The 20,893-nt window shown below is 40.9% G+C and carries 17 protein-coding genes; 15 read left to right on the top strand and 2 right to left on the bottom strand.

The window, feature by feature from the left end:
• Window positions 1–7: 7 nt before the first annotated feature.
• Both MTP09_RS07075 and MTP09_RS07070 read left to right on the top strand, forming a co-directional pair.
• Entirely contained in the window at window positions 8–2,083 is a 2,076-nt protein-coding gene (locus MTP09_RS07075; RefSeq protein WP_243551507.1) for an alpha-ketoacid dehydrogenase subunit alpha/beta, read from the top strand.
• Window positions 2,084–3,055: 972 nt separating this feature from the next.
• Entirely contained in the window at window positions 3,056–3,877 is an 822-nt protein-coding gene (locus tag MTP09_RS07070; RefSeq protein ID WP_243551505.1) for an alpha/beta hydrolase, read from the top strand.
• 45 nt (window positions 3,878–3,922) lie between these two features.
• Here MTP09_RS07070 and MTP09_RS07065 read toward each other — a convergent pair whose 3' ends face one another.
• Complete coding sequence (locus MTP09_RS07065; RefSeq protein WP_243551503.1) at window positions 3,923–4,063, bottom strand: hypothetical protein; 141 nt, start codon at window positions 4,061–4,063, stop codon at window positions 3,923–3,925.
• A 784-nt stretch (window positions 4,064–4,847) separates the two neighbouring features.
• Window positions 4,848–6,194 carry an ammonium transporter gene (locus MTP09_RS07060; RefSeq protein WP_243551501.1) on the bottom strand — a complete coding sequence of 449 codons (1,347 nt, stop codon included), beginning with the start codon at window positions 6,192–6,194 and terminating at the stop codon, window positions 4,848–4,850.
• A gap of 177 nt (window positions 6,195–6,371) precedes the next feature.
• Between MTP09_RS07060 and ligA the strand changes: the two genes are divergently transcribed.
• The 13 genes from ligA to MTP09_RS06995 all read left to right on the top strand — a co-directional run bounded on the left by ligA (window position 6,372) and on the right by MTP09_RS06995 (window position 20,855).
• Entirely contained in the window at window positions 6,372–8,381 is a 2,010-nt protein-coding gene (ligA, locus tag MTP09_RS07055) for an NAD-dependent DNA ligase LigA (protein ID WP_243551499.1), read from the top strand.
• Between the two features lie 184 nt (window positions 8,382–8,565).
• Window positions 8,566–9,984, top strand: coding sequence for a M17 family metallopeptidase (locus tag MTP09_RS07050; protein ID WP_243551497.1), 1,419 nt, complete (start codon window positions 8,566–8,568; stop codon window positions 9,982–9,984).
• A 141-nt stretch (window positions 9,985–10,125) separates the two neighbouring features.
• On the top strand, window positions 10,126–11,337 hold the full coding sequence (locus MTP09_RS07045) for an ATP-grasp domain-containing protein (protein ID WP_243551495.1): 1,212 nt from the start codon (window positions 10,126–10,128) through the stop codon (window positions 11,335–11,337).
• Window positions 11,338–11,423: 86 nt separating this feature from the next.
• Window positions 11,424–12,134 carry an alpha/beta hydrolase-fold protein gene (locus MTP09_RS07040; protein ID WP_243551493.1) on the top strand — a complete coding sequence of 237 codons (711 nt, stop codon included), beginning with the start codon at window positions 11,424–11,426 and terminating at the stop codon, window positions 12,132–12,134.
• A 76-nt stretch (window positions 12,135–12,210) separates the two neighbouring features.
• Entirely contained in the window at window positions 12,211–12,564 is a 354-nt protein-coding gene (locus MTP09_RS07035; protein WP_317618778.1) for a four helix bundle protein, read from the top strand.
• 178 nt (window positions 12,565–12,742) lie between these two features.
• Entirely contained in the window at window positions 12,743–13,696 is a 954-nt protein-coding gene (locus MTP09_RS07030) for an ATP-grasp domain-containing protein (protein ID WP_243551491.1), read from the top strand.
• Window positions 13,697–13,782: 86 nt separating this feature from the next.
• Entirely contained in the window at window positions 13,783–14,883 is a 1,101-nt protein-coding gene (locus tag MTP09_RS07025; RefSeq protein WP_243551489.1) for a carboxylate-amine ligase, read from the top strand.
• Between the two features lie 57 nt (window positions 14,884–14,940).
• Window positions 14,941–15,771, top strand: coding sequence for a type 1 glutamine amidotransferase (locus MTP09_RS07020; RefSeq protein WP_243551487.1), 831 nt, complete (start codon window positions 14,941–14,943; stop codon window positions 15,769–15,771).
• Window positions 15,772–15,998: 227 nt separating this feature from the next.
• A complete protein-coding gene (locus tag MTP09_RS07015) occupies window positions 15,999–17,183 on the top strand; it encodes a hypothetical protein (protein WP_243551484.1) in 1,185 nt (394 codons plus the stop codon).
• A gap of 333 nt (window positions 17,184–17,516) precedes the next feature.
• The gene (locus MTP09_RS07010) at window positions 17,517–17,768 is read left to right on the top strand and encodes a CorA family divalent cation transporter (protein ID WP_243551483.1); all 252 of its coding nucleotides are present in this window, start codon (window positions 17,517–17,519) and stop codon (window positions 17,766–17,768) included.
• A 160-nt stretch (window positions 17,769–17,928) separates the two neighbouring features.
• Window positions 17,929–18,462 (top strand): ferritin-like domain-containing protein, encoded by a 534-nt coding sequence (locus MTP09_RS07005; RefSeq protein ID WP_243551480.1) that lies wholly within the window; start codon window positions 17,929–17,931, stop codon window positions 18,460–18,462.
• Between the two features lie 62 nt (window positions 18,463–18,524).
• Window positions 18,525–20,657 carry a catalase gene (locus tag MTP09_RS07000; RefSeq protein WP_243551478.1) on the top strand — a complete coding sequence of 711 codons (2,133 nt, stop codon included), beginning with the start codon at window positions 18,525–18,527 and terminating at the stop codon, window positions 20,655–20,657.
• A gap of 60 nt (window positions 20,658–20,717) precedes the next feature.
• The gene (locus MTP09_RS06995; RefSeq protein WP_243551476.1) at window positions 20,718–20,855 is read left to right on the top strand and encodes a hypothetical protein; all 138 of its coding nucleotides are present in this window, start codon (window positions 20,718–20,720) and stop codon (window positions 20,853–20,855) included.
• Window positions 20,856–20,893 lie beyond the last annotated feature (38 nt).

The following is a 20,893-nucleotide window of genomic DNA, read 5'->3' as shown; positions in this document are numbered from 1 at the left end:
GTTAGCTATGGAATTGGACACTCAACTACAGGTTTCGGAAGAAATCCTACTGAAAGCTTTCAACCACATGATGCTGGCGAAAGCGATGGCTGATATTTATGAGGAAAACAGGCAGATTACCAAGTATGTGCACAGCACTTCGCGCGGTCACGAAGCGATTCAGCTCGCTGCGGCTTATCAGCTGACCAAAGACGACTGGGTTTCGCCATACTACCGAGACGAAAGTTTGCTGATGGGAATCGGTTTCGAGCCGTACCGACTGATGCTGCAGCTCCTCGCCAAAGCCGACGATCCATTTTCCGGCGGTCGCTCCTACTATTCGCATCCATCAAGCCGCGAAGAAGACAAACCGAAGATCATCCACCAAAGTTCCGCCACAGGAATGCAGGCAATTCCTACGACGGGAGTTGCGCAGGGAATCAAGTATCTGCAGGAATTTAAACTGCAGGAATTTGATAACAATCCGGTCGTGGTTTGCTCAATGGGCGACAATTCCGTAACCGAGGGCGAAGTTTCCGAAGCATTCCAGTTTGCCGCGCTTCATCAGTTGCCGGTGATTTTTCTGGTTCAGGATAATGAATGGGGAATCTCCGCGACCAAAGAGGAAGCCAGAACTTCCGATGCTTACGATTATGCGGCTGGATTTGTAGGATTGAACAGAATGAGAGTTGACGGAACCGACTTTGTAGATAGTTTCACCGCGATGAAAAAAGCAGTAGATTTTGTACGAACCGAAAGAAAACCGATGTTGGTTTGCGCAAAAACCGTATTGATTGGCCATCATACTTCAGGCGTTCGCAGGGAATTCTATCGCGACGAAGCCGACCTTGAAAAACACCGCGCCAAAGATCCTGGAAATTTGCTGAGAGCACGACTCCTTGATGACGGTATCGACGAAGACCTCCTCAAACAAATCGAAAAGAAAGCCCGACTGGAGGCAGAACAGGCATTCCAAAAAGCAATAGCCGCGGAAGGTCCTAAACCAGAAACAGTCGAGGAATTTGTATTCGCTCCCACTCCCATCACCGAAGAAACCGGAACGAGAGTTCCCGCAGAAGCCACCGAAAAAATCGTGATGGTCGATGCGGCGATCCACGCCATCCAGGAAATTATGTGGAAACATCCTGAAGCGCTGCTTTACGGACAGGATGTGGGCGAAAGAATCGGCGGCGTATTCAGAGAAACCGTGACACTCGGTGCAAAATTCGGAAACAAACGAGTGTTCAATACCGCGATTCAGGAAGCGTACATCATTGGTTCCACGGTGGGAATGAGCGCGGTCGGACTTAAACCGATTGTCGAGGTACAGTTTGCAGACTACATCTACCCCGGAATCAACCAACTGATTACGGAGATTTCAAAGTCAAGTTACCTGAGCCGCGGCAAATTCCCGGTTTCGAATATTATCCGTGTTCCGACCGGAGCTTACGGAGGAGGCGGCCCTTATCACAGCGGTAGTGTGGAAAGCATTTTGGCCAATATTAAAGGAATAAAAATCGCTTATCCGAGCAATGCGGCAGATTTTAAAGGTTTGCTTAAGGCAGCTTATTACGATCCGAATCCGGTAGTGATGCTCGAACATAAAGGACTTTACTGGAGCAAAGTTCCAGGTACGGAAGACGCAAAAACCATTGAACCCGCAGAAGACTACATCCTTGCTTTTGGAAAAGGAAATGTAATTCTGGAAGCCGACAAAACCGAGACTGAAAAAGGCAGAACTCTGGTTATCGTCACCTACGGAATGGGAGTTTACTGGGCAAAAGAAGCCGCGAAATCCTTTGAGGGAAGAGTTGAAATCATCGATTTGAGGACACTGATTCCTTTGGATGAGGAGCTGGTTTTCGAAAGCGTCAAACGCCACGGAAAATGCATCGTACTCACCGAGGAGCAGCTTCAAAATTCTTTTGCGGAGGCGATTGCTCACAGAATTTCGAGAAATTGCTTCCGTTATCTGGATCTTCCTGTAGAAACGATGGGTGCGCTGAATTTACCGGCGGTACCAATCAACCTTGTTTTGGAAAAAGAAATGCTTCCGAATGCCGAGAAATTGGCGGCTAAGATTGGGGAAATGTTTAGGAGTTGAGGTTTTATTTGAAAGGATTAGTCGAGTTTTTTTGTTGCTGATTATAGGGATTGCGCAGATTTTCTCAATTGGTTTGAATCATTTTGATTAATTCTCGCATATTCCAAATAAATATCATTACCATCGACTTTTCGCTCCTACTGAGCTCCCCACTTTCTCCGCTCTATCTTGTACAAACCTGTAGCTCCTACGGAGCTTTTTTCTAACCACGCCGGTGATAAGACGGCTTCGCAGAAGCCAAAAGTTTGTAGAAAAAGCAACAAGAGATAAAACCAGCTCCGGAGGAGCGGCAAGTCAAGCACTTCCATTTCAATGACAGAAATATTCGTGAGACCAAAAACCAATTCATCAATTATTTTCTCGTTGATTACGGAGATTTTAGGATTGGTATAAAGCCATAATTAATTCATTATTTGGCAGTGTCTTGATACGGCTTCATAGAAACCAAAAGTTTGTAGAAAAAGCAACAAGAGATAAAACCAGCTCCGTAGGAGCGGCAAGTCAAGCACTTCCATTTCAATGACAGAAATATTCGTGAGACCAAAAACCAATTCATTAATTATTTTTTCGTTGATTACGGAGATTTTAGGATTGGTATAAAGCCATAATTAATTCATTATTTGGCAGTGTCTTGATACGGCTTCATAGAAGCCAAAAGTTTGTAGAAAAAGCAACAAGAGATAAAACCAGTTCCGTAGGAGCGGCAAGTCAAGCACTTCCATTTCAATGACAGAAATATTCGTGAGACCAAAACCAATTCATTAATTATTTTCTCGTTGATTACGGAGACTTTTATGATTGGGATAAAGCCATAATTAATTCGTTATTTGGCAGTGTCTTGTGTCGGCTTCGCAGAAGCCAAAAGTTTGTAGAAAAAGCAACAAGAGATAAAACCAGCTCCGTATGAGCGGCAAGTTGACCACGAACCAATTCTTTTCAGAAGAAACGTCTTTAACCTTAACACAAAAACTTATGAAAACAATCTTCCTGTACCTTAGCGTCTTATCGATGCTGCTGATTTTAAACTGCGCTAATTCCAAAGCAGGCGACGCCATCCCATCCCACGATACTTTCGAAATCTACTCCAAAGCTGTTGGCGAAAACAGGGTAATCAATGTGTGGTTGCCAGAAAACTATAAGAAAAATAACGATAAATTACCCGTACTCTATATGGCAGACGGAGGAATCAAGGAGGATTTTCCCCATATCGCAAACACGCTCTCTAAGCTGATCAAGCAGAACAAAATCACGCCAATTATTTTGGTGGGTATCGAAAACACGCAACGCAGACGAGATCTTACAGGTTTTACAGAAATACCCGAAGACAAAAAAATTGCACCGGTCGTCGGCGGATCCGAAAATTTCCGGAACTTTATAAAGAATGAACTGATCCCCGAGATTGAAAGCAGATACCGAACCAACCAAAAGCGCGGAATCATCGGCGAGTCGGCATCCGGGTTATTCGTTACGGAAACCCTGTTTCTCGATCCTGAAATGTTTGATTTCTACATCGCGTTCGACCCTTCCCTGTGGTGGAATAACCATTATCTGGTAAGAACTGCAAAAGAGCACCTCGCCAAGTTTCCGGAAAAAGAAATTAAGTTTTGGTTCGCAGGTTCCGGCGCCACCGACATATCGCCCTATACTAAGGAACTGTCAAGTATTTTACAGCAGGAAAAGCCGGCTGCACTTCAATGGAACTATTCCGACGAACCCAAAGAAAAACATACAACCATTTTCCGGGCGACCAAGGAAAAGGCATTGATCTGGACCATTGGGAAAAAAAAAAAATGAGAGCAGTGTTCAGAGAGGATGTAAAGCTGCCTAACTACATTTTCATCACTTAATTTTGTACTCCCTTCTTGCGGTTTTGATTAAGGTGTCGGCTTTTTTGTCGGCTTCGTAGAAGCCGAAAGTTTGTAGCAAAAGTAACAAGAGATAAAGCCAGCTCCGGAGGAGCGGCAAGTTGAGCGTTTTCATTTTAATCATAAAAATATTCGTAAGACCATAAGCAATCCATTTTATATTTTCTCGCTAACCATGCGGATTGTGCGGATTCCTTTTCGTTGCATTAAATAAAATTCTAAATAAAATCTGAGGCATCTGCGTAATCTGCGGGCGATAATTTTCTCGCGGATTACGGCGATTGCGCAGATTTTCTCAATTGGTTTGAATCATTTTGATTTATTTCTTGCTTCTTCCAAATAGATATCATTACTATCGACGTTTCGCTACACTGAGCTCCCCTTTTTCTTCGCTCCTATGCTACAAACGTGTAGCTCCTACGGAGCTTTTTGCGAACTATAACGGTGACGAAGTGGCTTCGTAGAAGCCGAAATTTTGTAGCGAAAGCAGCATGAGATAAAACCAGCTCTGTAGGTGCGGCAAGTCGAGCGTTTCTATTACAATCGTAGAAATTCGTGAGACCAAAACCAATTCATCTAATATTTTCTCGCCGATCACAGGGATTGTGCAGATTTATATTCGCGGCTTTAAATAAAACCCGCGGCATCTGCGTAATCTGCGTGAATTTAATTCGTTCGCCGAAGCTTTTGCTCATAGAATTTCCAAGAATTGCTTCAGATTTTTAGATGCGCCGGTTGAAGCCGTGGGTTCTTTAAATTTACCTGCAGTTCCAATTAACTTAATTCTAGAAAAAGAAATGCTACCTAATGCGGAAAAGGTTTCTGAGAAAATAAAGGAAATGTTAAGTCATTAAAAAACTAAAAGCACCGAGATTGAAACGGTGCTTTTTTCATTAAAATTAAAAACCAATGGATTCATCGTGCTGAGAAAGATCAAGTCCGAGGTGCTCTGATTCTTCCGAAACCCGCAGTGGAATGATGAAATCAGTGATTTTGTAGAGTAGTAAAGCTCCAAAAAATGTAACCACCGAAACCAGAACCAAAGCCAGCATGTGATGCCCAAAAACCGACCAGCCGCCATGCAACAAACTTGAATTTTCGCCATGCGCAAAAATTGCGGTAAGAATCATTCCCATAATTCCTCCTACTCCATGACAGGCAAAGACATCCAAAGTGTCGTCTATTTTTTTGAGTTTTTTCCAGTGCATCATTGAATTAGAAACAATTGCAGAGATAAACCCGATGAACAGACTTTCAGCAATTGTTACAAATCCCGCAGCTGGGGTAATTGCTACCAAACCGACAACCGCACCAATGGAAGCGCCTAAGGCAGAGACTTTTCTTCCATTAATTCGATCAAAAAATATCCAGGTGATCATTGCGGAAGCCGATGCTATAGTGGTGGTACCAAAAGCCATCGCAGCAGTTGCATTAGCCGCTAAAGCAGAACCAGCATTGAAACCAAACCATCCAAACCAAAGCATTCCGGTTCCTAATAAAACAAATGGAATATTCGAAGGTTGATGATGTGGATTTTTTCTTCTTCCTAAAATAATTGCGCCGGCAAGTGCTGCGAAACCTGCACTCATGTGAACTACCGTTCCTCCGGCGAAATCTTTTACTCCGAAAAATTTATTCAGCAAACCTTCCGGATGCCAAACCATGTGGCAAAGTGGCGTATATATAAACAAACTGAAGAGAACCATAAATAAAAGATAGGAAATAAAACGAACCCTTTCAGCAAACGAACCAGTGATTAAAGCCGGCGTAATTACCGCAAATTTCATTTGAAACAATGCGAACAAAATAAAAGGAATTGTGGGCGCCATTAGATGATGCGGAAGTGCACCTACCCCACTTAAAAAAGGGTAACTCAAAGGATTTCCGATGATTCCGTAATGAATGCCGTGGAAAGTGAAACCTAAACTTTCACCAAAGGAAAGACTGAAACCAACAACCACCCAAAGAATGGAAATTACACCTAGTGCAATAAAACTCTGCAACATCGTGGAAATCACGTTTTTGCTACCAACCATTCCGCCGTAGAAAAACGAAAGGCCGGGAGTCATCAATAAAACCAAACCAGCTGCGGCTAAAATCCAGGCAACATCAGCGCCTACGATTTGGTCTTCGCTAAGGAATTCGCCGGAGTTTGGAACAGGAATTTCAGTTTTCCAGAATAATGCCGCGAGTGAAATAATTGTAATTACAACAAAAGAAGTAATCCATCTTTTCTCAATTTTCATAGTCTTTTATTTTAACCCCTGCTAAATTAGTATTTATTTTTAAAATTAATACAATTTTTAAATGTAACCCTTTTAAAATTTAGGAGTAAATTTAATTTTATATGTTTTTACTTAAAACGATATAGTCAATTTGTGGTTTCTATAGAATTAGTATTTTTGTAAAAATCTACCTTCAAAATGTCGGAAAATATTCAAAAAAAAATAGAAGATCTGCGCGAAGAACTTCATCAACATAACTATAATTATTACACTTTAGATGAACCTATAATTTCAGATTTTGAATTCGATTTGAAGCTCAAAGAACTTCAGGAACTTGAAAAAAATCACCCCGAGTTTTATGACAGCAACTCTCCTACTTTGCGTGTTGGTGGCGAAATCACCAAAAATTTTCCGACGGTTCAGCATCAGTTTCGGATGTATTCCCTGGATAATTCCTACGATTTTAATGATTTGGAAGATTGGGAAAAGAGGATTTTTAAGGCGATTGACGAACCGGTGGAATTTGTTGCGGAACTGAAATACGACGGCGCTTCGATTTCCATCCTTTATGAAAACGGCCAGCTTTCTCAAGCAGTTACACGTGGCGACGGTTTTCAGGGCGACGAGATTACTGCAAATGTAAAAACCATTTCAGACATTCCCATGGTTTTGAAGGGTGATGTTCCTGAACGATTCTTTATGCGCGGCGAGATTTACCTGACCCGAAAAAACTTCGACAAAATCAATGAACGCCGTGCAGAAGAAGGTTTAGACCTTTTCATGAATCCAAGAAATACCGCATCCGGAAGTTTGAAAATTCAGGATTCGGGCGAAGTACGAAAACGTGGACTTTCAGCGGTTTTGTATCAGTTTATTTCGAATGAAGTTCCCGCACAAACCCATTGGGAACTGCTGCAGAAAGCAAAAGATTGGGGATTCAGGATTTCTGATCAGGCAAAATTGTGTTCCAATATGGATGAAGTAAAGGATTTCATCAATTATTGGGACTCGAAACGTCACGAACTGCCTTTTGAAATTGACGGGATTGTTTTGAAAGTCAACTCACTGAAACAGCAGCAGCAATTGGGTTATACCGCAAAATCCCCGCGTTGGGCGATGGCATATAAATTTAAGGCAGAAAAGGTGGAAACCGAACTCGAAAAAGTCACTTATCAGGTCGGTAGAACCGGAGCGATTACTCCCGTCGCAAACCTGAAACCCGTACTTCTTGCCGGAACTGTGGTAAAAAGAGCTTCGCTTCACAATGAGGACATTATCAAAAAACTTGGACTCCATGAAAACGATTTCGTCTATGTGGAAAAAGGCGGCGAGATTATTCCGAAAATTGTCGGTGTAAATACCGAAAAGCGAAATCCCGAAAGTCCCGAAATACAGTATATCACGCATTGTCCTGAATGTGGAACCGAACTGGTGAAGATCGAGGATCAGGCGATCCATTTTTGTCCGAACGAGTTGCACTGTCCACCACAGGTAATTGGCAGAATGATTCACTATGTTTCTCGAAAAGCACTGAATATTGAAAGCTTAGGTCAGGAAACTATCGCTCAATTGTACCGAGAAAAACTCATCGAAAACCCTGCAGACTTTTATGTTTTGAAGAAAGAACAACTGCTTCCTTTGGAACGAATGGCGGAGAAATCGGCACAGAATATTTTGGACGGGATCGAGAAATCAAAGGAAATCCCTTTTGAAAAAGTTCTTTTCGGAATCGGGATCAAACATGTGGGAGAAACCGTTGCCAAGAAACTCGCCAAGAACTTCGAATCCATCGACGCTTTGAGAGAAGCTACCGCAGAAGAACTCACCCAGGTTGAAGACATCGGCGGAAAGATTGCAGAAAGTATCACCGAATTTTTCACCAATCAGGAAAACCTTCTGATGATCGAAAGATTGAAATCTTATGGCGTTCATCTTGAGAAAGGAGAAAGCACGAACGAAGTATTGAGCAACACTCTGGAAAACAAAACCTTTCTTTTCACAGGCAAACTCACGCTTTTCACAAGAGACGCCGCCGAAGAAATAGTCGAGAAACACGGCGGCAAAAATATTTCTGCGGTTTCCAAAAACCTGAACTATTTGGTGGTGGGCGAAAAAGCCGGAAGCAAACTCAAAAAAGCGCAGGAAATCGGCACGATAGAAATCCTCGACGAACAGGGATTTTTGGAGCTGATTGAAGGAAAAAGATAAGAAAATAGATAAAAGATAAAAGACAAAAGGAAAAAGATAAAAGAAAATACGCACAAAAAAACAACAATAGAAATTCAAACTTTAAACTTCTGTCCTGCGAATGTGGGATGAAACTGGGAACTGGAAACCCGGAACTTGAAACAAATCTCAAACCTCTAACTTCAAACTTCAAATTTTAAACTTAATGAACATTAACCTATCAAATAAACCCACCAAAACGATTCCGCAAAAATTCTCCTTCTTTACTGAAGAAATTTGGACAACGGAAAAAGTAAATTTTGCAAAAAACCTTGAACATAACTTTTCCGCAAAAAAAAATGAAACCTTTGTTTTGATGGAAGAAGATTCTGTGCATTATCTTATCGGTTTGGGAGAAAATCCAAAGCCATTTGAAGTGCAGAATATCTGTTCTAAATTTTCCTATGATTTTAGAAAAAAGATTCAGCCAACAGCAACTTTGGCCAATATAAACCAACTTAAAGTAGAATTGATATACGAAATTATAAAAGGTTTGTTTTTAGGAAGTTATTCCTATCCATTTAAAGCGGAACATCCTGTGCTAAATGAAAAGTTCAATTTAATTTTAGATAAAGTTTCAACAAAAATTTTGAAGGAAATTGAAACCGAAACCAACGCCATTTGCGAAGGTCAGTTCAACTGTATGGAATGGCTCAACAAACCGCAAAATTTTAAACGCGTTCCACAGATTTCAGAATACCTGAAAGAGATTTCCAAAAAATATGGTTTCAAACTGTCGGTATTCGATCGCAAGAAATCTGAGAAACTTGGGTTGGGTGCTTTTCTCGCGGTGAATCAGGGAAGTTCACAGGACGCAGCTTTCACCATCATCGAATACATTTGCGGAAAGAAGAATGCGAAAACTGTTGGTTTAGTCGGCAAATGTGTGCTATTCGACACGGGCGGAATTTCCATTAAACCCTCTGAAAATCTGCATTATATGAAATCCGATATGGGCGGAGCAACCGCGGTGATCGGAACCTTAATCGCTGCAGCTGAGAAGAAACTCCCTGTGAATATTGTGGCGATTTTACCAATTACCGACAATGCAGTTTCTAACGATTCCTATATTCCGAGCGACGTGATCACCGCTTACAACGGGAAAACCATCGAAATCCTGAACACCGACGCAGAAGGAAGAATGACACTTGCTGACGGACTCTCCTACCTCGCCAAAAACTATAAAACCGACGTGCTGATCGACTTGGCAACATTGACGGGAAGTTCCGTACGCATGTTCGGCTATACTTGCGGCGCTTATTTTTCGAACAATGATACGTTGAAGAAATCGCTGGAAACTTCGGCAGACAAAACAAACCAACGATTGTGGAACCTTCCACTTTGGGATGTATGGGAAGAAGACTTTAAATCTGACGTTGCAGATTTCAAAAATATTTCGTCAAAACCTTTCGGAGACTGCATCGTTGCAGGGAAATTTCTGGAACAGTTTATTGAGGGACATCCGAACTGGGCACATCTCGACATTGCGGGTGTTGCGTTCGGAAACGTGCAGTACATGAAGGAAAAGGGAGCGACTGGATATGGAGTTCAGTTGTTGGTTGATTTCCTTGAAAATATTTCATAAAATATTAGCATAATAAAAAAATTCTCTGTATCATTGAATATGATTTTTCAAATATTGAACGGTTCGTAAAAATCAATATTAATTATTTAATAATAAACCGTTAATTTTTTTGAAACTTTATCATTTTTAAAGAAACAATGTATGGAGGAAAAAACGATTGTCTGCATTTCATGTTATTATAAAGGATATGATTTTATGGACGAGATGAAGAAACTCGGCAATAAAGTCATCTTGGTAACCTCTGAGAAACTTCGTGATAAAAACTGGCCGTGGCACGCGATTGACGAGACTTTTTATATGGAGGAAACCGAACCTTCGATTTGGAATCTCGATCATTTGGTGCAGGGTTTTTCTTACCTGATGAAGACCCGAAAAGTGGACGCCGTAGTCGCGCTCGACGATTACGATGTGGAGAAGGCGGCACTGATTCGCGAAACCTTCCGTATTCCCGGAATGGGACAAACTACGCACCGCTATTTCCGCGACAAACTCGCAATGAGGCAGAAAGCCAAAGATTCAGGAATTGATGTTCCCGAGTTTTCGGCGGTCTTTAATGATGAAGCGGTAAATCAATTTATTTCAACCGTTCCCGCTCCTTGGGTTTTGAAACCTCGTTCGGAAGCGTCTGCAACAGGAATTAAGAAAATAAAATCGTCGGAAGAACTTTGGCAAGCCATTGAGGAAACCCAGGAAGAGCGCCACAAATTTCTGCTGGAAAGTTTCAAACCTGGTGACGTTTTCCACGTGGACAGTTTGGTTTACAACAGCGAAATCGTTTTCACTTCAGCTTCAAAATACCTTGCTCCACCGATGCAGGTTTCGCACGAAGGCGGCGTTTTCCGTACGAAAACTTTGGGTAGATATTCCGATGAATACAAAGCGCTTGAAGCGGCCAACAAAAAAGTCCTCACGAGTTTCGGTTTGAAAAACGGAGCTACCCATACCGAATTCATTCGCGGAAAAGACGACGGTAAATGGTATTTCCTGGAAACATCGTCCAGAGTTGGCGGTGCGCATATTCCCGATTTGGTGGAAGCTTCGAGCGGAATCAATATCTGGCGCGAATGGGCAAAAATCGAAAACGCCCTTTTGAAAAATTCACCTTATGAAATCGGCAAACCCACAGGATTTTCTGCAGGGTTGATCATTGCGTTGGCAAAAGACAAAAATCCCGATTACGAGGAATTCAAATGCGAGGAAGTGGTTCGTTTTCTTCCACTCGATTACCACGTCGGAATCGTTTATAAATCGAATGACAAAAACCGAATACAGGAACTGTTGGATAATGCAGCGATAAAAATCAATGAAAAATTCCTGAATATTCTGCCACCGAAATCGAAGCCAAGCGCTTAAAATATGAGTGATTGGTGATAGATGATGAGCGATAAATTTCATCATTCAAACCTCAAACTTCAAACCTCAAACTTTAAATTTTTCTTATGCCCCAAATAGAGCACACCGACTACTATTCCCACATTTTGGGAATCTCGCTGAAAGTGGAAGTAACCGGACATTACGGTTACCCGATCATTATGTTTCCCACTTCGCAGGGACAGTACACCCAAAACCACGACTTCAAGCTGAACGAAAGCATCAACTGGTTTGTGGAACAGGGACGGGTGAAACTTTACAATATTGAAACGATTGATAAGTTCAGTTTTTACGATAAAAATATCAGTCCGGAACAGCGGATCAGGAACTATGAGCTGTATATGCAATTCTTGATTCAGGAATTCATCCCGTACATCCAGAAATTGCATTCTGAACACCGTGTTGCGGTTGCAGGAGCGAGTTTTGGTGGATATCATGCTGCGAATTTCGCGTTCAGGTTTCCCGACGTGGTTTCGCACCTATTTTGCTTGTCGGGAGCTTTTTCCATCAGGAATTTTATGGATGGTTTCAGCAATGAGTTGGTCTATTTCAACTGTCCCAGAGAATTTGTTCGTAACGATGAAGCGTGGAAATACAAACACATGCACATCGTTTTGAGCACATCCGATGAAGACATCTGCCTGAACCAAACTCGTGAAATGGCGGGAATCCTCGCTTCAAAGGGAATCAACCACTGGTACGACGAACAGAAATGGATTTCCCACGACTGGCCGCTTTGGAGGATGATGTTTCCTGTTTTTGTCGGGCGATTTTTTTAAATTGTTTGAAATGATTTGAGGTTGTTTGAAAAGATTTGAATTTGTTGATGAAATACTAATCATAAAACTATTAATTATGGCAACCATTAAACGATTTGAAGATTTAGAAATTTGGCAAATTTCCAGACAACTTTGTAAGGAAGTATGCAAGTTAGCAGAACGAAACGAGTTCTCGAGAGATTTGAAACTGAAGATGCAGATCAAAGGATCTTCAGGTTCTGTGGTGGACAATATTGCTGAAGGATTTGAACGGGAAGGAAATGCAGAATTTAAACAGGCACTGTATATCAGCAAGGGATCTGCAGGAGAAACGCGATCTCAACTTTATCGTGCTTTTGATCAGGAAATGATCTCCGAAGAAGAATTGAAAAACCTTAAAGAACGGTATATCGCATTAAGTGTAAAACTCAAAATTTCATCGAATACTTGAAAAAGTGTGAAATCAAAGGACAGAAATATAAAAAGTGACAACTTCAAACAAAATCAAACAATCTCAAATAACCTCAAACTATCTCAAACCAAATCAAACAATCTCAAACAAGTTCAAACAACCTCAAATAACTTCAAACTTCAAACATCAAACTTAAAACCTTAAACATAAATACGTAATGGCAAAAAAAGTAGGAATTCTTTTCGGTATGGAAGACACGTTTCCATGGGAATTCATTAAAAAAGTAAATGAACTGGGAAATGGCGAAGTGACCGCTGAACCCGTAATGATTGACAAGTTGGAGCAAGGCGTAGATTACGGTTACGCCGTGATTATCGACCGAATTTCTCAGGATGTACCTTTTTACAGGGCATATCTGAAAAATGCAGCGCTGAACGGAACCTACGTGATCAACAATCCGTTTTGGTGGAGCGCGGACGAGAAATTCTTTAACAATGCCTTAATGACCAAACTCGGAATTCCGCTCCCGAAAACGGTTTTGCTTCCTTCCAACGACCGACCGACCAACACGACCGAAACTTCTTTCAGAAACCTGAAGTTTCCGCATGACTGGGATTATATTTTCAACTACATCGGATTTCCTGCGTATATGAAACCGCACGACGGAGGTGGTTGGAGAAATGTTTACCGAGTAGAAAATGCGGAAGATCTCTGGAACAAACTGGGCGAAACTGAGCAATTGGTGATGATGGTTCAGGAAGAAATCGTGTTCGAAGATTATTACAGAGTGTACTGTCTTGGCAAGAAGTACGTCCACATTATGCCGTATGAACCGAGAAACCCTCACCATTTGAGATATGCGACTTCCCACAAAACTGAAGGAGCAGAACGCGAAAAACTGTTGAAAACCATTCACGACTACACGATCAAAATGAACGAGGCATTAGGTTATGATTTCAACACGGTGGAATTTGCCGTGAGAGACGGAATTCCTTACGCCATCGATTTCTGTAACCCAGCTCCGGATGCCGACAGAAATTCCGTGGGTGAAGAAAACTTTGCGTGGATCATCGAGCACGCCGCGAAACTGGCCATTGAAAAAGCCAAGGAATACGTACCAGGAAAACCAAACATTTCCTGGGGAAGCTTTGTGAAGGACTCCATTAAATAATTTACCAATTTATCAATTTACCAATGTAACAATCAAATTATTACATTGGTACATTTTCACATTGATACATTGAAAAAAACACAGATATGCACAGATTTACCATCGGCGTTGAGGAAGAATATCAGATCATCGACATTGAAAGTCGGGATTTGGTCTCCCACGTCTCCAAAATTATCGAGGGCGGCAAAGCCACGCTCCATGAGCATCTGAAACACGAGATGCACGAATCCGTCGTGGAAATGGAGACTGGAATTTGCCAAAACATCAAACAGGCAAAAATAGAATTGACCGACTTGCGGAAACGGCTCTGCAAAGTAGCCCACGAAAACGGATTGCGTGTTTCGGGAGGAGGAACCCACCCTTTTTCTGACTGGAAAAGCAACCAGATTACGAAAGCTGACCGCTATGATAAAATCGTAAGTGATTTGGGCGATGTGGCGCGTTCGAATTTAATTTTCGGACTCCACGTACATATTGGAATTCCTGATCGTGAAGAAGGAGTGAGAATCCAAAACGTGATGCGCTATTTCCTGCCGCACATTTATGCGCTTTCGACCAACTCGCCTTTCTGGATCGGCAGAAATACAGGTTTCAAATCTTACCGACAGGAAGTCTTCGCGAAGTTCCCAAGAACGGGGATTCCGAGTTATTTCAGTTCTGCAGCGGAGTTTGACGCGTATGTAAATTTGATGATCAAAACAGGCACCATCGACAATGCCAAGAAAATCTGGTGGGATTTGCGGGTTCATCCGTTCTATCCAACGATAGAATTCAGGATTTGCGATATGCCGCTGAGAATTGACGAAACCGTTTGCCTTGCCGCAATTATGCAGGCACTGACCGCGAAAATTTACAAGTTGCATCAGCAGAATATGAGTTTCAGAAGTTATCGTCGATTGATGTTGAACGAGAATAAATGGCGAGCTTCGAAAGACGGAATCCACGCAAACCTTATCGATTTTGGAAAGGAAACCAGTGTTCCGTATGTGGATTTGCTTAAAGAACTTCTGGGCTTTATCGACGATGTGGTGGATGAATTAGACAGCCGACAGGAAGTGGAATACGCCTGGGAAATTATGAAAAACGGAACAGGAGCTGATCGTCAGTTGGCGGTTTTTGAAAAGACCCACGATCTGAAAGCGGTGGTTGACTATATGATTTCCGAGACCGAACAAGGAATTTGCTAATGCTCAAAAATCGATTTTTTGAATATTTCTTAATTTTGTAGCGCAATTTTTTATCAGATGAAAGTAATAAAACTGGCTTTGCTCGATATGAACAACAACAGAGCAAACCAAGGAATGCGCAATATCAAGGAGATTTCTCAGCAGTTCAAGGAAACCTGGAGTGAGTCTGTGGAGATCACCGTTTTTGATGTGCGCTACAAAAATGAGGTTCCAAATGTTGATGATTTTGATATTTTCATCTCTTCCGGCGGTCCAGGAAATCCACACAGAGAGGGTTACGAATGGGAACAGAAATTCGCCGATTTTCTTGATACACTCTGGAACCACAACAAAAACTCAGAACAGAAAAAGTTTTGTTTCCTGATTTGCCATTCTTTCCAAATGGCAAGTATCCACTGGAATTTGGGCAACATCTGCAAAAGGAAGTCCTACTCTTTCGGCGTGATGCCAATCCATAAAACAGAAGACGGCGAAGAAGATTTCTTGCTGAAGAACCTGCCTGAACCGTTTTATGCGGTAGATTCCAGAGCGTTCCAGTTCATCGAGCCAAATCAGAAAACGCTTGACGAAATGGGAATGAAAATCGTGGCACTGGAAAAAGTCCGCCCACATATTCATTTAGAAAGAGCGGTGATGGCGATTCGGTTTTCTGACGAAATTTTTGGAACACAGTTCCATCCTGAAGCAGATCCGAAAGGAATGCTGGAAAATCTGAAAGAGGACAAAAACCGTGAAGCCATGATTGAAAACTTCGGGGTTGAAAAATACCTGGAAACCGTGGACAGAATTGACGATCCCGATAAGATCGTCTTAACGCAACAACAGATTCTGCCGAGATTTCTAGCCAATGCCGCCGAACAGATTATGAAGGAATACGAAATGGCGTGAGAAAAGTTTTGGATTTCAGCTTAATTTTTATGCTTCGAGAACCTCAGCACGACATAGTTCAAGAATACATTGATATGGATTTCGAAATAGCGCAATTTCAATATTATCGACGACGTGAAAAATGTTCGTTAATTTGTCATGCTGAGGTGAAGTTTATCCTGAGTTAGCGAAGGAAAGCATATCTAAAAAAAAATTACTCCAAAAGAATTTTCTTTATAAATAAACCAATGATTCCAAAATACAGAGAACAGTTCAACGCTGATTTTAGTGAAGAAAAATATAAGGAAGTTCTGAAACTTTTAGAAAATGCCGGTGGAATCAAGCCACTGTTCAGGGTTTCTGAAAGTCCGATTTTCTTGACGGAAGAGTTCAGGAAAAAACTTCACGATGCGTGTGAAAGCATTATTTCTCAAATCAAAGAAATGTCTCCGGAAGAGCTCAGCAAAGCCATTCCTGAAAACTGCAATGTTCCGAATGACACCAAACAACCCCACTTTTTCACGATCGATTTTGGAATCTGTGAAAACGAAAAAGGCGAAGTTGTTCCCCAATTGATCGAACTTCAGGCGTTTCCAACTTTGTACTGTTTTCAGAAGGAGCTTCATAATTCTTTAATGAAAGTTTATCCTTTCTTGAACGAAATGAAGCCGCAGATTTCTGATGACGCATATTATGCTGAACTGAGGGATCTGATCGTGGGTAATGAAAATCCAGAGAATGTAGTGCTGCTCGAAATTTTTCCCGATAAGCAAAAAACAAACATCGACTTTTACCTCACCGAAAAAAGACTGAGAATAAAGCCGGTTTGTATTACTAAAGTCCAAAAACAGGGTAAGAAACTGTTTTATGACAATAACGGAAAACTAACGGAAATCAAACGAATATATAACCGCGTCATCTTCGACGAACTGGACCAGATTCCTGATTTGAAAATGGAATTCGACTTTCGTGAAGAGCTTGATGTAAAGTGGATTACTCACCCGAACTGGTTTTTCAAAATCTCAAAATTCATCCTCCCGAAACTGAAACACGAATTTGTTCCGAAAAGTTATTTTGTGAGCGATTTTCCTACCGATGAAAATCTGGAAAATTTCGTTTTGAAACCATTGTTTTCTTTTGCTGGAAGCGGCGTCAATCTCAATCCGACCAAAGAAGATATTGATACCATTACCGAAAAAGACAACTTTATCCTTCAAAGAAAAGTAAGCTATGCCCCACTTTTCAAAGATCCGAACGGTGAATTCTCCAAAGCTGAAATCCGCCTTCTGTACATTTGGAAAGAAAACGAGGAACGCCCAAAACTGATGGAACATCTTGTAAGAATGACCAAAGCAGCGATGGTTAACGTAGATTTCAATAAAAAGGACGCGATTTGGATAGGAGGTTCTACCGCTTTTTTTGAAAAGGTTTGAATCCCAAGCCTTTGATATATTCTAGAGTATTTAAACCAAAAGTAAGTATCATCATCACGACGCACGGAATGAAAAACCGAAGTATCTATGAGCTGAAAAAAGAAATATTTTTACCCGAGAATAAAGAAATCACGCCGACAAAATTGCCCTGAATCTCGCCTTAAAAGTGATGAAATCCTACGACGACGAATCACAAAATTTGATGGAAACGATGGACAATAATGAACATCTCCACAGTTTGGGAGGATAAATTCAAAATTTTAAACCTAAAAAAGAAGCTGCAGTAACGGATTTGACAGATAAATATAAGATGTAATCGCAGATTTCGAACATTTGAACGCGCAGATTACCAACTTAATTTCGATGTATCTTGCCTTGAGCGACCAAACAGCGAATCAGGTAATGAAAGTTCTTGCGATTTATTCCATGTATTTTTTCCCGATTACTTTTATTGCGGGGATTTACGGAATGAATTTCTACAATATGCCCGAACTTCACCAAAAATATGGCTATTTCTTTACCTTGGGATTAATGGCATTTATTGCGCTGCTTACTTTCATATATGTTAGGAGGAAGAAATGGTAGCGATGTCCATAAAATTTTTATTATTTTAAAAATCGCACTTGTATTTTCACTTTTCAAAAGATATAGCCTCTTTGTTAATATTTTGTTAAAAAATATTTTTTATGTTTTAATTATTTTTAATTTTCTTACATTTAATTATTAATTTAACACATAAAAAATTATGGCAACGAAAACAACTAAGACAGGTAAGGTAAAACCTAAAGCTGATGCAGCGGATCAGCTTAAAGACTTTATGATTGATGGTTTGAAAGATTTATACTGGGCTGAAAAAGCATTGGTAAAAAATCTCCCGAAAATGCACAAAAATGCAACATCCAAAAATTTAAAAGCTGCCATTGCAGGCCATTTGGAAGAAACCAAAGGGCAGGTGCAAAGACTGGAAGATGCCTTCAAAGCATTGAAATTGAAACCCGAAGCCGTGAAATGTGACGCGATGGACGGACTTTTGAAAGAAGCTGAAGGAATTTTGGAAGAAACCGAACCGGGTGCAGTTCGCGATGCCGCAATTATAGCTGCAGCACAAAAAGTGGAACATTACGAAATTGCATCTTACGGAACACTGGCGACGTACGCCAAACTTTTAGGACAAAAAGAAGTTTTAAAACTCCTCCTGGAAACTTTAAAACAGGAAAAAACCTGCGACAAAGATTTAACCAAACTCGCAAAAACTGAAATCAACCTTAAAGCGAAATAAATGTGAAGCGGTTTATGACCGCTTTTTTTGGCTTTAATCCCACAAATATCATTTTAACATCTATGAAAGATCAAAAGAAAGACGACAAAAACGTCAACAAAAAGCTTGTGGATTTGGAGAAAAACATTTCTGTGTCCGATAACCAGTTTCTTACCACCAATCAAGGTTTAAAGATCAATGACAACAATAATTCCCTGAAAGCCGGAGAACGCGGACCTACCCTGCTCGAAGATTTTATTTTAAGGGAAAAAATTACCCATTTTGACCACGAAAGAATTCCTGAAAGAATTGTTCACGCAAGAGGAAGCGGCGCACACGGAATTTTTGAACTGTATGAAAGTCAGAGCGAATTTACCAAAGCCGGCTTTCTGAATGACACTTCCCGAAAAACTCCTGTTTTTGTAAGGTTTTCAACTGTTGCAGGTTCGAAAGGTTCTACGGATTTGGCGAGAGATGTTCGCGGTTTTGCCGTGAAATTTTATACCGATGAAGGGATTTTCGACCTTGTTGGAAACAACATTCCCGTTTTTGCCATTCAGGATGCGATGAAGTTTCCTGATTTCATACATTCCGTTAAGCCTGAACCTGATCACGAAATGCCTCAAGCTGCTTCTGCACACGACACTTTCTGGGATTTTGTTTCTTTGGTTCCGGAAACGATGCACATGGTTTCCTGGGTGATGAGCGATCGCGGAATTCCAAAATCTTTGAGAATGATGGAAGGTTTCGGAATCCATACTTTTAGACTGATTAATGAAAAAGGAAAATCAAGTTTCGTGAAATTTCACTGGAAACCGAAATTGGGAGTGCATTCTGTTTGTTGGGACGAAGCCACAAAAATCTCCGGGAAAGATCCTGATTTCCATCGAAGAGATTTGTGGGAAAACATCGACCAAGGCAACTTTCCGGAATGGGAATTGGGCTTGCAAATCGTTCCCGAACAAGACGAATTTAAATATGATTTCGATCTTTTGGATCCTACAAAATTAATTCCCGAAGAACTGGTTCCGGTAAAAATTGTGGGCAAATTGACGCTTAACAGAAATCCTGAAAATTTCTTTGCCGAAACAGAACAGGTTGCCTTTCATCCGGGACATTTGGTTCCGGGAATTGATTTTAGCAACGATCCTTTGTTGCAGGGAAGACTTTTTTCTTACACCGATACGCAACTTTCGCGTTTGGGAAGTCCTAATTTCCACGAAATTCCCATCAATCGTTCCGTTGCTCCCGTTCATAACAATCAGCGTGATGCTCACATGAGAATGACGGTGAATAAAGGAAAAACCGCTTATCATCCAAACAGTTTGGGTGGCGGTTGTCCTTATCAGGCGATGATTGCCGAAGGTGGATTTGCAAGTTTCAACGAAAGAATTGATGCCCAAAAAATCCGAAACCGAAGCGAAAGTTTCAGCGACCATTTTTCGCAGCCGAAATTATTCATGAATTCACTTTCGGAGCACGAAAAGCGTCACATGATCAACGCATTTGCTTTTGAATTAAGCAAAGTAAATTACGACCATATTAAGGAAAGGGTTTGTCATCACTTGAGCATGATCGATATAGACGTCGCGAAAAAAGTGGCAGACGAAATTGGTGTTAAAATTCCGGGAAAAGTGGAAATGCCGATTAATCAGGCTATTGGTGCCGATGAAAATCCAAAAAATCACCAACCAAAAGATGCCAATTTCGTGAAAGAAAAATCTGAAAAACTTTCAATGGAAGCGCATAACAAAGGCGACATCAAAACAAGAGTCATTGGAATTTTGTGCGACAACAATGTGGATGAAGATTCTTTAAACCAGTTCAAAAAAGTTTTGGAAAAAGAAGGTGCAAGTTGCAAAATTATCGCACCGAAAGGCGGAAAAATAAAAGGAAACAAAGGCACGGAAATAAAAGTGGACGAAAATTTCCTAACGGTAACTTCTGTTTGTTTCGAAGCGGTTTTCGTTCCAAACGGAATTTCTAATGAAGTTGTAAATCACGAAGTTGCAAAACATTTGCTGAATGAAGCCTTTAAACATTGCAAAGCAATTGCGATTGATGGAAATGCGAAAAAATTGTTAGAAAACACGGATATTCCTACCGATAAAGATGACAAATCTCTTTTGGTGGATAAAACTCCGAAAGATTTTGTAAAAGCCATTGCATCGGGAAGAAATTGGGATCGTGAACTTCATCCAGTAGTTCCGGCGTAAAACTAAAACATATTTAACTTTGCCAAAATTTTAAAGTTTTGGCAAAGTTTATTTTATGATATGAAATCAGATATTCCAAAACAGAAAGAAGGCGCATTTAGTGACACGGTTTCCTCCATCAAATTTGAGAACGAAACTCAGGCGATTATGGAGGTTCAACTGCGTTTTTTGAAGCATAAAAGTCAAATACAACCATAAAAAATCCCGGCTCATTCGAATCGGGATTTTCTTTTTGA

This window comes from Chryseobacterium suipulveris, assembly GCF_022811685.1.
GTDB classification, from domain to species: Bacteria; Bacteroidota; Bacteroidia; order Flavobacteriales; family Weeksellaceae; genus Kaistella; species Kaistella suipulveris.
Note: the sequence above shows the minus strand (reverse complement) of the source record. Positions and strands in the feature narration are given on the sequence as shown.

Coding starts and splice junctions, on each gene's coding strand:
- MTP09_RS06995 (WP_243551476.1), top strand. CDS start 20,718: ATGAAATCAGATATTCCAAAACAGAAAGAAGGCGCATTTAGTGACACG.
- MTP09_RS07025 (WP_243551489.1), top strand. CDS start 13,783: ATGCACAGATTTACCATCGGCGTTGAGGAAGAATATCAGATCATCGAC.
- MTP09_RS07075 (WP_243551507.1), top strand. CDS start 8: ATGGAATTGGACACTCAACTACAGGTTTCGGAAGAAATCCTACTGAAA.
- MTP09_RS07030 (WP_243551491.1), top strand. CDS start 12,743: ATGGCAAAAAAAGTAGGAATTCTTTTCGGTATGGAAGACACGTTTCCA.
- MTP09_RS07050 (WP_243551497.1), top strand. CDS start 8,566: ATGAACATTAACCTATCAAATAAACCCACCAAAACGATTCCGCAAAAA.
- MTP09_RS07070 (WP_243551505.1), top strand. CDS start 3,056: ATGAAAACAATCTTCCTGTACCTTAGCGTCTTATCGATGCTGCTGATT.
- MTP09_RS07065 (WP_243551503.1), bottom strand. CDS start 4,063: ATGAAAACGCTCAACTTGCCGCTCCTCCGGAGCTGGCTTTATCTCTTG.
- MTP09_RS07040 (WP_243551493.1), top strand. CDS start 11,424: ATGCCCCAAATAGAGCACACCGACTACTATTCCCACATTTTGGGAATC.
- MTP09_RS07005 (WP_243551480.1), top strand. CDS start 17,929: ATGGCAACGAAAACAACTAAGACAGGTAAGGTAAAACCTAAAGCTGAT.
- MTP09_RS07020 (WP_243551487.1), top strand. CDS start 14,941: ATGAAAGTAATAAAACTGGCTTTGCTCGATATGAACAACAACAGAGCA.
- MTP09_RS07015 (WP_243551484.1), top strand. CDS start 15,999: ATGATTCCAAAATACAGAGAACAGTTCAACGCTGATTTTAGTGAAGAA.
- MTP09_RS07035 (WP_317618778.1), top strand. CDS start 12,211: ATGGCAACCATTAAACGATTTGAAGATTTAGAAATTTGGCAAATTTCC.
- MTP09_RS07000 (WP_243551478.1), top strand. CDS start 18,525: ATGAAAGATCAAAAGAAAGACGACAAAAACGTCAACAAAAAGCTTGTG.
- ligA (WP_243551499.1), top strand. CDS start 6,372: ATGTCGGAAAATATTCAAAAAAAAATAGAAGATCTGCGCGAAGAACTT.
- MTP09_RS07060 (WP_243551501.1), bottom strand. CDS start 6,194: ATGAAAATTGAGAAAAGATGGATTACTTCTTTTGTTGTAATTACAATT.
- MTP09_RS07045 (WP_243551495.1), top strand. CDS start 10,126: ATGGAGGAAAAAACGATTGTCTGCATTTCATGTTATTATAAAGGATAT.